At 69.5% G+C, this 12,783-nt stretch carries 7 protein-coding genes; 5 read left to right on the top strand and 2 right to left on the bottom strand.

Features of this window, described 5'->3' with window-relative positions; all coding sequences use genetic code 11:
* Positions 1–16: 16 nt before the first annotated feature.
* Positions 17–2,077, bottom strand: coding sequence for a glycoside hydrolase family 31 protein (locus tag ACZ60E_RS27770; protein ID WP_469443971.1), 2,061 nt, complete (start codon positions 2,075–2,077; stop codon positions 17–19).
* Positions 2,078–2,181: 104 nt separating this feature from the next.
* Positions 2,182–3,195 carry a LacI family DNA-binding transcriptional regulator gene (locus ACZ60E_RS27765; RefSeq protein ID WP_384810899.1) on the bottom strand — a complete coding sequence of 338 codons (1,014 nt, stop codon included), beginning with the start codon at positions 3,193–3,195 and terminating at the stop codon, positions 2,182–2,184.
* A gap of 368 nt (positions 3,196–3,563) precedes the next feature.
* On the opposite strand from ACZ60E_RS27765, the gene ACZ60E_RS27760 reads away from it, so the two are divergent.
* The 5 genes from ACZ60E_RS27760 (at position 3,564) to ispG (ending at position 12,561) form a co-directional block, all read left to right on the top strand.
* Positions 3,564–5,510, top strand: coding sequence for an acyl-CoA dehydrogenase family protein (locus ACZ60E_RS27760; RefSeq protein WP_469443970.1), 1,947 nt, complete (start codon positions 3,564–3,566; stop codon positions 5,508–5,510).
* A gap of 249 nt (positions 5,511–5,759) precedes the next feature.
* Entirely contained in the window at positions 5,760–8,540 is a 2,781-nt protein-coding gene (gene secA / locus ACZ60E_RS27755; protein ID WP_453794060.1) for a preprotein translocase subunit SecA, read from the top strand.
* Positions 8,541–8,657: 117 nt separating this feature from the next.
* On the top strand, positions 8,658–9,935 hold the full coding sequence (gene dxr / locus ACZ60E_RS27750; RefSeq protein WP_469443968.1) for a 1-deoxy-D-xylulose-5-phosphate reductoisomerase: 1,278 nt from the start codon (positions 8,658–8,660) through the stop codon (positions 9,933–9,935).
* Positions 9,932–11,236, top strand: a complete 1,305-nt coding sequence (locus ACZ60E_RS27745) for a M50 family metallopeptidase (RefSeq protein ID WP_385835601.1) — start codon at positions 9,932–9,934, stop codon at positions 11,234–11,236. The genes dxr and ACZ60E_RS27745 overlap by 4 nt, the downstream gene beginning before the upstream one ends.
* Positions 11,237–11,403: 167 nt before the next feature.
* On the top strand, positions 11,404–12,561 hold the full coding sequence (ispG, locus tag ACZ60E_RS27740; protein WP_210889375.1) for a flavodoxin-dependent (E)-4-hydroxy-3-methylbut-2-enyl-diphosphate synthase: 1,158 nt from the start codon (positions 11,404–11,406) through the stop codon (positions 12,559–12,561).
* Positions 12,562–12,783 lie beyond the last annotated feature (222 nt).

Genomic DNA, 12,783 nt, shown 5'->3' with positions numbered 1-12,783 from the left:
CAGGTGCGACGCGCGGCTACTCCGTCACGGGCAGCCGCGCGTCGTCGCGCAGGAACAGCGGGATGCGGTCCAGCGGGGCGTCGACGGTCACGGAGGCGCCGCCCCGGTACTCCTCGCCGGTCCACGCGTCCGTCCAGCGCGCGCCCGCCGGAAGATACGCCGTACGGACCGTCGCGCCCGCGGTGAGTACCGGCGCGACCAGCAGATCCCGGCCGAAGAGGTACGAGTCGTCCACCGACCAGGCCGCCTGGTCGTCCGGGAACTCCAGGAACAGCGGCCGCATCACCGGCAGCCCCTCCTCATGGGCCTCCCGCATGACATCGAGCACGTACGGCTTCAGGCGCTCGCGCAGATGGAGGTACTTCTCCAGGATCGGCCCGGCCTGTTCGCCGTACGACCACACCTCGTTCGGGCCGCCGGTCATCTCCGGGCCGAGCGGGGTGCCCGGGTCGCGGAAGCCGTGCAGCCGCATCAGCGGGGACAGCGCGCCGAACTGGAACCAGCGGATCATCACCTCGCGGTACGCCGGGTCGTCCGGGTCGCCGCCGTGGAAGCCGCCGATGTCGGTGTTCCACCAGGGGATGCCGGACAGCGAGGTGTTGAGGCCCGCCGCTATCTGGCGCCGCAGGGTCGCGAAGTCCGTGCCGATGTCGCCGGACCACAGGGCCGCCCCGTAGCGCTGACTGCCCGCCCACGCCGAGCGGTTGAGGGTGACGACCTCGCTCTCGCCGGCCGCCAGCATGCCCTCGTGGAAGGCGCGGGAGTTCTCACGCGGATACATGTTGCCCACTTCGAGACCGGGGCCCGCCCAGTAGCGCAGGTTCTCCTGGAAGCCGGGCTTCAGCTCGGGCTCGCAGGCGTCCAGCCAGAAGGACGTGATCCCGTACGGCTCCAGGTAGTTGTCCCTGATCTTCGACCACAGGAACTCCCGCGCCTCGGGGTTCGTCGCGTCGTAGAAGGCGACCTGGACCGTGGAGGCGACCTCCTTGTCCGGCCAGTCGGCGTGCGCCATCGGGCCGTACTGGGTGCCGACGAACCAGCCGCGCTGCTCCATGAGCCGGTGGTTCTCGGAGAGCGGGGAGACGGACGGCCAGACGGACACGACGAGCTTGATGCCCAGCTCCGCCAGCTCCCGCTGCATCCCCGCCGGATCGGGCCACTCCGTCGGGTCGAACTTCCAGTCGCCCAGATGCGTCCAGTGGAAGAAGTCGCAGACGATGACGTCGATGGGCAGACCCCGGCGCTTGTACTCCCTTGCCACGCCCAGGAGTTCGTCCTGCGTGCGGTAGCGCAGCTTGCACTGCCAGAAGCCCGCCGCCCACTCGGGCAGCATCGGCGTCCGCCCGGTCACCGCGCTGTAGCGGCGCTGCGCGTCGGCCGGATGGCCCGCCGTGATCCAGTAGTCGATCTGCCGGGCCGAGTCCGCCACCCAGCGCGTGCCGTTGCCCGCCAGCTCGACCCGGCCGATCGCCGGGCTGTTCCACAGCAGGGTGTAACCGCGGCTGGACGTGAGGACCGGGATGGTCACCTCGGCGTTGCGCTGGACCAGGTCGAGGACGGCACCCTTCTGGTCGAGCAGCCCGTGCTGATGCTGCCCCAGGCCGTACAGCTTCTCGCCCTCGTACGCGGCAAAACGCTGCTCCAGGCGGTGGTAGCCGTTGCCGACGGGTGTGTAGAGGCGCGGTCCCGGCCACCAGAAGTGGGCGCGTTCCTCGGCGAGGAGTTCGGCCCCGCCGTCGGTGCGGACGAAGCGGATCAGTCCCTCGGCGTCGACCTCGACCGTCAGCGCGCCGACGGTCAGCAGGCCCCGGCCGCCCTCGATCTTGACGGTGGCCTCGGTGGCGGGCGCCTCGTCGAGCACAGCGGCGGGCAGGCCCTCCAGGACGGGCCCGCCGAGCCTGGCCCGTACCCGTACGGCGTCCGGGCCCCACGGTTCGATCCGTACGGTCTCCTGCCGGCCGCTCCACTCCAGCGCGCCGTCCCGTTCACGGAACGTGCCGACGGTGGGCGAGGACTGGGCGAGACTCGCGGACCCCGAGCCGGACTGTCCCGGCCGGTTCTCGACATGCTGATTCATGCGGAGTGCTCCTGAAGGGAGGAGTGGCGACAAGACCCGGTTACGCGGCTCCGGAGGACCAGGTCGGGGGAGGGGGAGCGGGAGCGGAGGTGGGGTGGGGCGGGTCAGGCGGCGGCAGGGGCCGGGCCCGTGCTCGCCCTGACCGTCAACTCGGGTGCGATGAGTACGACTTCGTCCTTGCCGTGCCCCTCCAGCTTGGCGATCAGATGCTCCACCGCGTTACGGCCCATCTCCTGGGCGGGGATGGCGACCGAGGTCAGCCGCACCGAGGCCTGGACGGCGACCTGGTCCGGGCAGATCGCGATCACCGACACGTCCTCGGGCACGGCCCGGCCCTGCCGGCGCAGCAGCGCGAGCAGCGGCTCGACCGCGGACTCGTTCTGCACGACGAAGCCCGTGGTGCCGGGGCGTTCGTCGAAGACCCGGGCCAGGGTCAGGGACATGGCGTCGAAGCCGCCCTCGCACGGGCGGTGCAGGACCCGCAGGCCCAGCTCGCGCGAGCGGGACCTGAGCCCGTCGAGCGTGCGCTCGGCGAACCCCGTGTGCCGTTCGTACACCGCGGGCGCCTCACCGATGACAGCGATGTCACGGTGTCCGAGCATCGCGAGATGTTCGGCGCACAGCGCGCCCGTCGCACCGAAGTCGAGGTCCACGCAGGTCAGACCACTGGTGTCGGCGGGCAGCCCGATGAGGACGGACGGCTGCTCGGTGCCGCGCAGCAGCGGCAGCCGCTCGTCGTCCAGCTCGACGTCCATCAGGATCATCGCGTCGGCGAGCCCGCTCCCGGTGATCCGGCGTACGGCGTCGGGGCCCTCCTCGCCGGTGAGCAGCAGCACGTCGTACCCGTGGGAGCGGGCCGAGGTCGTCACCGCGATGGCGATCTCCATCATCACGGGTACGTACATGTCCGTGCGGAGCGGGATCATCAGCGCGATGATGTTGGACCGGCTGCTTGCCAGCGCCCGGGCTCCCGCGTTGGGGTGGTAGCCGAGCACCTGGATGCTCTCCTCGACCCGCTGCCGGGTGCCCGCGGAGATGGACCGCTTGCCGCTGAGGACATAGCTCACCGTGCTCGCCGAGACTCCGGCGTGCTGGGCGACCTCGGCGAGGGTGACCATCCAGGTCTCCGGTTCTGTGTGAAGCGCTTCGACGATGGCGCGGTGCTGACAGGGGCAGTGAAGGTGGCTTGACAGTAGCCTGACGGCGGGTGGGTGTCCATAGGGTGTCGAAGCGCTTCGACTCCGTCGGGGGTGGCAGGTGCCCACCGGGGGTGGGTGCCGGGGTTGTTCGGCGGGTGCCGGCCGGTGGGGGCTGAGCGCGCAGTTCCCCGCGCCCCTGGCAGGGCGGCCCTGCGGGCCTGCCCTCCAGGCCTCCGTATGCGCCCAATGATGCGCCAGGACTGGTGACGTGGGGCGTTATCGGGTACATACGAGCGAGTAGCACCGGTGAGTAACGTAACCGGACCAAGATCCCTATTCGCGGCGAGGTGAGCCTCTTGTCCGCAACACCCCACCAGCCCGCTGTCTCCGAACGTGAGGCCCGTCAGGTCGCCGAGGCCGCGCGGGAGCAGGACTGGCGCAAACCCAGCTTCGCCAAGGAGCTGTTCCTCGGCCGCTTCCGGCTCGACCTGATCCACCCCCACCCGATGCCCCCGGACGAGGACGCCCAGCGCGGCGAGCAGTTCCTCGCCAAACTGCGCGACTTCTGCGAGACCAGGGTCGACTCCGCGCTCATCGAGCGGGAGGCCCGCATCCCCGACGAGGTGATCAACGGGCTCAAGGAGCTCGGCGCCCTCGGGATGAAGATCGACACGAAGTACGGCGGCCTCGGCCTGACGCAGGTCTACTACAACAAGGCGCTCGCCCTGGTCGGCTCCGCGAACCCGGCGCTCGGCGCGCTGCTCTCCGCGCACCAGTCGATCGGCGTACCGCAGCCGCTGAAGATCTTCGGCACCCAGGAGCAGAAGGACGCCTTCCTGCCGCGCCTGGCCCGTACCGACATCTCCGCCTTCCTGCTCACCGAGCCGGACGTGGGATCCGACCCGGCGCGGCTCGCGACCAGCGCCGTGCCGGACGGGGAGGACTACGTCCTCGACGGGGTGAAGCTCTGGACGACCAACGGCGTGGTCGCCGACCTGCTCGTCGTGATGGCGCGCGTACCGAAGTCCGAGGGGCACAGGGGCGGTATCACCGCGTTCGTCGTGGAGGCGGCCTCGGAGGGCGTCACCGTCGAGCACCGCAACGCGTTCATGGGGCTGCGCGGTCTGGAGAACGGCGTCACGCGCTTCCACCGGGTCCGGGTGCCCGCCGCGAACCGCATCGGCGCGGAGGGGGCCGGGCTCAAGATCGCCCTGACCACCCTCAACACCGGACGGCTCTCGCTGCCCGCGATGTGCGTCGGCGCCGGCAAATGGTGTCTGAAGATCGCCCGCGAGTGGTCGTCCGTACGGGAGCAGTGGGGCAAGCCTGTCGCCCACCACGAGGCCGTCGGCGCGAAGATCTCCTTCATCGCGGCGACCACGTTCGCCCTGGAGGCCGCCCTCGACCTGTCGTCCCAGATGGCCGACGAGGACCGCAACGACATCCGCATCGAGGCCGCCCTCGCCAAGCTCTTCGGCTCCGAGATGGCCTGGCTGATGGCCGACGAGCTGGTCCAGATCCGCGGCGGCCGGGGCTTCGAGACCGCCGACTCGCTCGCCGCCCGCGGCGAACGGGCCGTCCCCGCCGAGCAGGTGCTGCGCGATCTGCGCATCAACCGCATCTTCGAGGGCTCGACGGAGATCATGCACCTCCTGATCGCCCGCGAGGCGGTCGACGCCCACCTGTCCGTCGCCGGTGACCTCATCGACCCCGACAAGTCCCTGGCCGACAAGGCGAAGGCGGGCGCGAACGCCGGCGTCTTCTACGCCAGGTGGTTCCCGAAGCTGGTCGCGGGCCCCGGCCAACTCCCGCGCGCGTACGGGGACTTCCACCCGGCCGGGCACGTCGACCTCTCCGGCCACCTGCGGTACGTGGAACGCTCGGCCCGCAAGCTCGCCCGCTCCACCTTCTACGCCATGTCCCGCTGGCAGGGCCGGATGGAGACCAAGCAGGGCTTCCTCGGCCGGATCGTCGACATCGGCGCCGAGCTGTTCGCCATGAGCGCCGTCTGCGTCCGCGCCGAACTCCTGCGTACCACCGAGGCCCACGGCCGCGAGGCGTACCAGCTCGCGGACGCCTTCTGCGGTCAGTCCCGCATTCGCGTGGAAGAACTCTTCGGCCGCCTGTGGTCCAACACCGACGACGTCGACCGCAAGGTCGTCAAGGGTGTTCTCGGCGGCGCCTACACCTGGCTGGAGAACGGAATCGTCGACCTGTCCGGCGACGGCCCCTGGATCGCCGACGCGACCCCCGGAACATCGGAAAGGGAAAACGTCCACCGCCCCATCCGCTGACCTTTCCCCCAGGAATGCACTGCTGTCCCCGCCGCCGTTCCGCTGCTTGCCGCACAGAAATTCTGCGTCAACAATGAGCGGACCGGCGAGCGGGGGCAGCGCCCCTGAGGGGGCGCGGGGAACGGCGCGATCTTTTCGCTTTTCAGGGGCGCGGGGCTGTGACATATGCGGCTCCGCCGCGTGGGCGCGACCAGCCCCCACCGGCCGGCACCCGAAGAACGGGATCAGGTACATCCGTGTCAGGGGGTAATGCCAGTGCCGGTACTGGGTCTCGACAACATCACCGGCAGGATAATGCGCGCCGGCGAAGGCAGAATCCTCCGCAGACTCCAGCGCACCGCTGAACAGATCGGCTCCCTCGAAGCGGAATTCGAGCAGCTCACCGACGAAGAACTCCAATCCCTCACCCCCGAGTTCAAGGAACGGTACGAGGCCGGGGAAAGCCTCGACGACCTCCTGCCGGAGGCATTCGCCGCGATGCGGGAGGCCGCCCGCCGCACACTCGGGATGCGCCACTTCGACGTACAGCTGATGGGCGGCGCGGCCCTCCACCTCGGCAACATCGCCGAGATGCAGACCGGCGAGGGCAAGACCCTGGTCGCCACCCTGCCCGTCTATCTGAACGCCCTGACCGGCAAGGGCGTCCACCTCGTCACCGTCAACGACTACCTCGCCCAGCGCGACGCCGACTGGATGGGCCGCGCCTACCGCTTCCTCGGACTGACCGTCGGCGTCATCAAGACCCAGTCGACCCCGGCCGAGCGCCGCGCCCAGTACGCCTGCGACATCACCTACGGCACCAACACCGAGTTCGGCTTCGACTACCTGCGCGACAACATGGCCTGGTCGAGGGACGAACTCGTCCAGCGCGGCCACCACTTCGCCATCGTCGACGAGGCCGACTCGATCCTCATCGACGAGGCCAGGACCCCGCTGATCATCTCCGGCCCGGCCGACCAGCCCACCCACTGGTACGAGGCCTTCGCCACGATGGTCACCCGGATGCGCGGAGTCGCCGTCCAGGACGAGAACTTCACCACCCCGTCCGACAAGGACCGCCTCGCCCGGCTGCGCGCCACCCACGACTACGAGTACGACCCGAAGAAACGCACCGTCGCGATCCTCGACCCCGGAGTGGAGTTCCTCCAGGACCAGCTCGGCATCGAGAGCCTCTACGAGTCCGACCACACGCCCCTCATCGGCCACCTCAACAACGCGCTGAAGGCGAAGGAACACTTCAAGCGCGACAAGGACTACGTCGTCGTGAACGGCGAGGTCCTCATCGTCGACGAGCACACCGGCCGCATCCTCGCCGGACGCCGCTACAACGAGGGACTGCACCAGGCCATCGAGGCGAAGGAAGCGGTGACGGTCAAGGACGAGAACCAGACCCTCGCCACGATCACCCTGCAGAACTTCTTCCGGCTCTACGACAAGCTCGGCGGGATGACCGGCACCGCCATGACCGAGGCCGCCGAGTTCCACCAGATCTACAAACTCCACGTGGTGCCGATCCCCACCAACCGGCCGATGGCCCGCGCCGACGACCCCGACCAGATCTACCGGACCGTCGACGCCAAGTACACGGCGATCCTCGACGACATCGCCGCGAAGCACGACAAGGGCCAGCCGGTCCTCGTCGGCACCACCTCCGTCGAGAAGTCCGAGATCCTCGCCGCCCGGCTGAAGCAGCGCGGCATCCGGCACGAGGTGCTCAACGCGAAGAACCACCAGCGCGAGGCGCAGATCGTGGCCCAGGCCGGCCGCAGGGGCGCGGTCACCGTGGCCACCAACATGGCGGGCCGCGGCACCGACATCATGCTCGGCGGCAACCCGGAGGCCATGACACTCGCGGAGCTGGACCGGAAAGGCCTCAGCGCCGAGGAGAGCCCGGACGAGTACCGGGACGAACACCGCAGGACCCTGGAGCGGATCAAGGAGTCGGTCGCCGCCGAGCACGACGAGGTGAAGGACCTCGGCGGGCTGTACGTGCTGGGCACCGAGCGCCACGAGTCGCGCCGCATCGACAACCAGCTGCGCGGGCGCTCCGGCCGCCAGGGCGACCCCGGCGCCTCCCGTTTCTACCTCTCCCTCGAGGACGACCTGATGCGGCTGTTCCGCGCCCAGGTCGTCGACCGTGTGATGGCCATGGCGAACGTCCCCGACGACGTCCCCATCGAGAACAAGATGGTCACGCGCGCCATCGCCTCCGCCCAGTCCCAGCTGGAGCAGCAGCACTTCGAGTCCCGCAAGGACGTGCTCAAGTTCGACGAGGTCCTCAACCGCCAGCGCACCCTCATCTACGCCGAACGCCGACGCGTACTGGCCGGGGAGGACCTGCGGGAACAGATCCTCCACTTCATGGACGACACCATCCGCGCGTACGTCGCCGTGGAGACCGCCGACGGCTTCCCCGAGGAGTGGGACCTGGACCGGCTCTGGGTCGCCTTCGAACAGCTGTACCCGGTCGGGGTCACCGTCGACGACCTGGAGGAGGCCGCGGGCGACCGCGCCGACCTCACCGCGGACTCCATCGCCGACGCCGTCATCGAGGACGTCCACACCCGCTACGAGGAGCGCGAGACCGAGCTGGGCGCGGACGTCCTGCGCGACCTGGAACGCCTCGTGGTGCTGTCGGTCCTGGACCGCAAATGGCGCGAGCACCTGTACGAGATGGACTACCTGCGGGACGGGATCGGACTGCGGTGGACGCTCGGGCGGGAGCCGATCATCGAGTACGAGCGTGAGGGCTACGACATGTTCGTCGCGATGAACGACGCGATCAAGGAGGAGTCCGTCGGGTACGTCTTCAATCTGGACGCGTCCGGGAAGGTGGCGGGCCAGGACGCGCTGGAGGCCGGCCGTCGCACGGACGGGCTGCATTTCAGCGCGCCCACGCTGGACACGGCGGAGGGGGTCGTCGAAGGGGACTTCTCACCGGAGCCTCCGGTGGAGGACGCGGCGGCCGGTGCGAAGCCTCGTCCGCAGCGGGCGGGGAAGCCGCGGAACCGGCGGAAGCGCAAGAGGTAGGGGAACCGCGGGATCGTCGGCGGGTGCGGCCCGGTGGGAGCTTGTCGCGCAGTTCCCCGCGCCCCTTACGGGGCTCCGCTGTCCCCGGTCGCCCGGCGTTGCGGCAACAATGGGGGGATGAGCGACAGTCCAGCCCTCCTCGCCGATCCGCATCTCGTCTTCGATCCTGTGGACGGGAGCCGGGACGTCGTGATCCTCGGCTCCACCGGATCGATCGGCACCCAGGCCATCGACCTCGTGCTGCGCAATCCCGACCGGTTCCGGGTGACCGGGCTCTCCGCGGCGGGCGGGAGGGTGGAGCTGCTGGCGGAGCAGGCGCACCGGCTCCGCGTCAAGACCGTCGCCGTGGCCCGCGAGGACGCCGTGCCGGCCCTGCGTGAGGCCCTTTCCGCACGGTACGGGCCCGGGGAGCCCCTTCCCGAGCTGCTCGCCGGAGCGGACGCGGCCACCCAACTCGCCGCCTCCCCGGCGCACACCGTCCTGAACGGAATCACCGGCTCGATCGGCCTCGCCCCCACCCTCGCCGCCCTGGAGGCGGGCCGCACCCTCGCGCTCGCCAACAAGGAGTCGCTCATCGTCGGCGGCCCCCTGGTGAAGGCGCTGGCCGCGCCGGGCCAGATCATCCCCGTGGACTCCGAGCACGCCGCCCTGTTCCAGGCGCTCGCCTCGGGCACCAGGGCCGACGTACGCAAGCTCGTCGTCACCGCCTCCGGCGGCCCCTTCAGAGGACGTACCAAGGCCGAGCTGGCCGATGTCGCCCCCGAGGACGCCCTCGCGCACCCCACCTGGGCCATGGGCCCTGTCATCACCGTCAACTCCGCGACCCTCGTCAACAAGGGTCTCGAAGTCATCGAGGCGCACCTCCTCTACGACATTCCCTTCGACCGCATTGAGGTGGTCGTGCACCCGCAGTCGTATGTCCACTCGATGGTTGAGTTCACGGACGGTTCGACGATGGCCCAGGCGACGCCCCCCGACATGCGCGGGCCGATCGCCATCGGTCTGGGCTGGCCGCAGCGCGTCCCCGACGCCGCGCCCGCCTTCGACTGGACGAAGGCGTCGAGCTGGGAGTTCTTCCCGCTCGACAACGACGCGTTTCCGTCGGTGGGGCTCGCCCGGCACGTCGGGGAGCTCGCGGGCACGGCCCCCGCGGTGTTCAATGCGGCCAACGAAGAATGCGTGGACGCGTTCCTGAACGGCACGCTGCCGTTCAACGGGATCATGGAGACCGTCACCGAGGTCGTCGCCGAGCACGGCACGCCCCGTACGGGAACCCCGCTCACCGTGGCGGACGTCCTCGAAGCGGAGACCTGGGCCCGCGCCCGGGCCCGCGAACTGACAGCACAGACAGCAGCTCGGACGACAGCCAAGACAACGGCGGAGGCTCGTGCATGACGACCCTGATGATGATCCTCGGCATAGTCGTCTTCGCGGTCGGCCTGCTCTTCTCGATCGCCTGGCACGAGCTGGGGCATCTCTCCACGGCCAAGCTGTTCGGCATCCGCGTGCCGCAGTACATGGTCGGCTTCGGCCCGACGATCTTCTCGCGCAAGAAGGGCGACACGGAGTACGGGGTCAAGGCAATTCCGCTCGGCGGCTACATCCGCATGATCGGGATGTTCCCGCCCGGCCCCGACGGCCGTATCGAGGCCCGCTCGACCTCCCCGTGGCGCGGCATGATCGAGGACGCCAGGGCGCAGTCCTTCGAGGAACTGCAGCCGGGCGACGAGAACCGGCTCTTCTACACGCGCAAGCCGTGGAAGCGCGTGATCGTGATGTTCGCCGGCCCCTTCATGAACCTGATCCTGGCCGTCGCGATCTTCCTCGGCGTGATGATGACCTTCGGCGTCCAGACCCAGACCACCACGGTCGGCAAGGTCTCCGACTGCGTCATCGAGCAGAGCGAGTCCCGCTCCGAGTGCCAGAAGAGCGACACGGCGGCGCCCGCCAAGGCCGCCGGGCTCAAGGGCGGTGACAAGATCCTCGCGTTCAACGGCGAGAAGGTCACCGACTGGTCCGCCCTCCAGGCCGACATCCGCGCCAACCCCGGCAAGGACGTCACCCTGACCGTCGAGCGCGACGGCAGGCAGCTCGACCTCTCCGCCCACCTCATCCGCAACCAGGTCAGCAAGACCGACGGCCAGGGCGGTTACGTCGAGGGCAAGTACGTGTACGCCGGGTTCCTCGGCTTCACGCCCGCCTCCGGCATCGTCCAGCAGTCCTTCGGACAGTCCGTGGACCGCATGGGCGACATGATGCAGAACGGCGTCGAGTCGCTGCTCAACCTGCCGTCCAAGGTGCCCGCCCTGTGGGACGCGGCCTTCGGCGACGGCCCGCGCGAGGCGGACTCCCCGATGGGCGTGGTCGGCGCGGCGCGCGTCGGCGGCGAGGTCTTCACGCTGGACATCCCGCCGGAGAACCAGATCGCGATGATGCTGTTCCTCGTCGCGGGCTTCAACCTCTCCCTGTTCCTGTTCAACATGCTCCCGCTGCTGCCGCTCGACGGCGGGCACATCGCGGGCGCCCTGTGGGAGTCGCTGCGGCGCAACGGCGCGAAGGTGCTGCGCCGCCCGGACCCCGGCCCCTTCGACGTGGCGAAGCTGATGCCGGTCGCGTACGTGGTGGCCGGAATCTTCATCTGCTTCACGATCCTGGTCCTGATCGCGGACGTGGTTAACCCGGTCAGAATCTCGTAGCCACATGGTGTTTGCGGCGGCCGGACACGATACGTGTCCGGCCGTCCTCCATCGGGTGGTCCTGTTCGGCGAATGTGCTTCTGGCTTCGGGGGTGCCGTAATCTCGATGACTGGAGCCCGTCAGCTTTCGGGACCGACCGAATCCTTACCTTGGGGTTGCACAGCAGATGACCGCGATTTCACTCGGCATGCCGGACGTTCCGACCAGGCTCGCCGAGCGCCGCAAGAGCCGGAAGATCCAGGTCGGAACCGTGGCGGTGGGTGGCGACGCACCCGTCTCGGTCCAGTCGATGACGACCACGCGTACGTCGGACATCGGCGCCACGCTTCAGCAGATCGCCGAGCTGACCGCGTCCGGCTGCCAGATCGTGCGGGTGGCGTGCCCCACACAGGACGACGCCGACGCGCTGGCCACCATCGCCAAGAAGTCGCAGATCCCGGTCATCGCCGACATCCACTTCCAGCCGAAGTACGTCTTCGCGGCGATCGACGCCGGCTGCGCGGCGGTGCGCGTGAACCCCGGGAACATCAAGCAGTTCGACGACCAGGTCAAGGAGATCGCGCGGGCCGCGAAGGACCACGGCACCCCGATCCGGATCGGCGTCAACGCCGGCTCCCTCGACCGGCGGCTGCTCCAGAAGTACGGCAAGGCGACGCCCGAGGCGCTCGTCGAGTCCGCGCTCTGGGAGGCGTCCCTCTTCGAGGAGCACGACTTCCGGGACATCAAGATCTCGGTCAAGCACAACGACCCGGTGGTCATGGTCAACGCCTACCGCCAGCTCGCCGCGGCCTGCGACTATCCCCTCCACCTCGGTGTCACCGAGGCCGGCCCCGCCTTCCAGGGCACGATCAAGTCGGCGGTCGCCTTCGGGGCGCTGCTCAGCGAGGGCATCGGCGACACCATCCGTGTCTCCCTCTCGGCCCCGCCGGTCGAGGAGATCAAGGTCGGGATGCAGATCCTGGAGTCGCTGAACCTCAAGCAGCGCCGCCTGGAGATCGTCTCCTGCCCGTCCTGCGGTCGCGCGCAGGTCGACGTCTACAAGCTCGCGGAGGAGGTCACCGCCGGTCTGGAGGGCATGGAGGTGCCCCTCCGCGTCGCGGTCATGGGCTGCGTCGTGAACGGGCCCGGCGAGGCCCGCGAGGCCGACCTCGGAGTCGCCTCCGGCAACGGCAAGGGACAGATCTTCGTCAAGGGCGAGGTCATCAAGACGGTCCCGGAGTCGAAGATCGTGGAGACGCTGATCGAAGAGGCGATGAAGATCGCCGAGCAGATGGAGGCGGACGGGGTCCCCTCCGGGGAGCCGTCGGTGGCGATCGCGGGCTGAGCCCACTGCCTCGGAGGCACCGTCCCCGAACCCCCGGTCCTCAAACGCCGGACGGGCTGAGATCCGGCCGGACCGGCGGATTCTTCAGCCCGTCCGGCGTTTGAGGACAAAGGGGGTGAGGGGCGCAGCCCCATGCAGTGACGGGAAGGGTAGGGGCGGCGGGGGCGAGGCAAACCCCACCCACCCCATCGGTCGGCAGCCACATATTCGCCAGGTACAGTG

The sequence above is a fragment of the Streptomyces sp. NPDC102514 genome (assembly GCF_055584525.1).
This window is presented reverse-complemented; position numbering and strand designations above follow the sequence as displayed.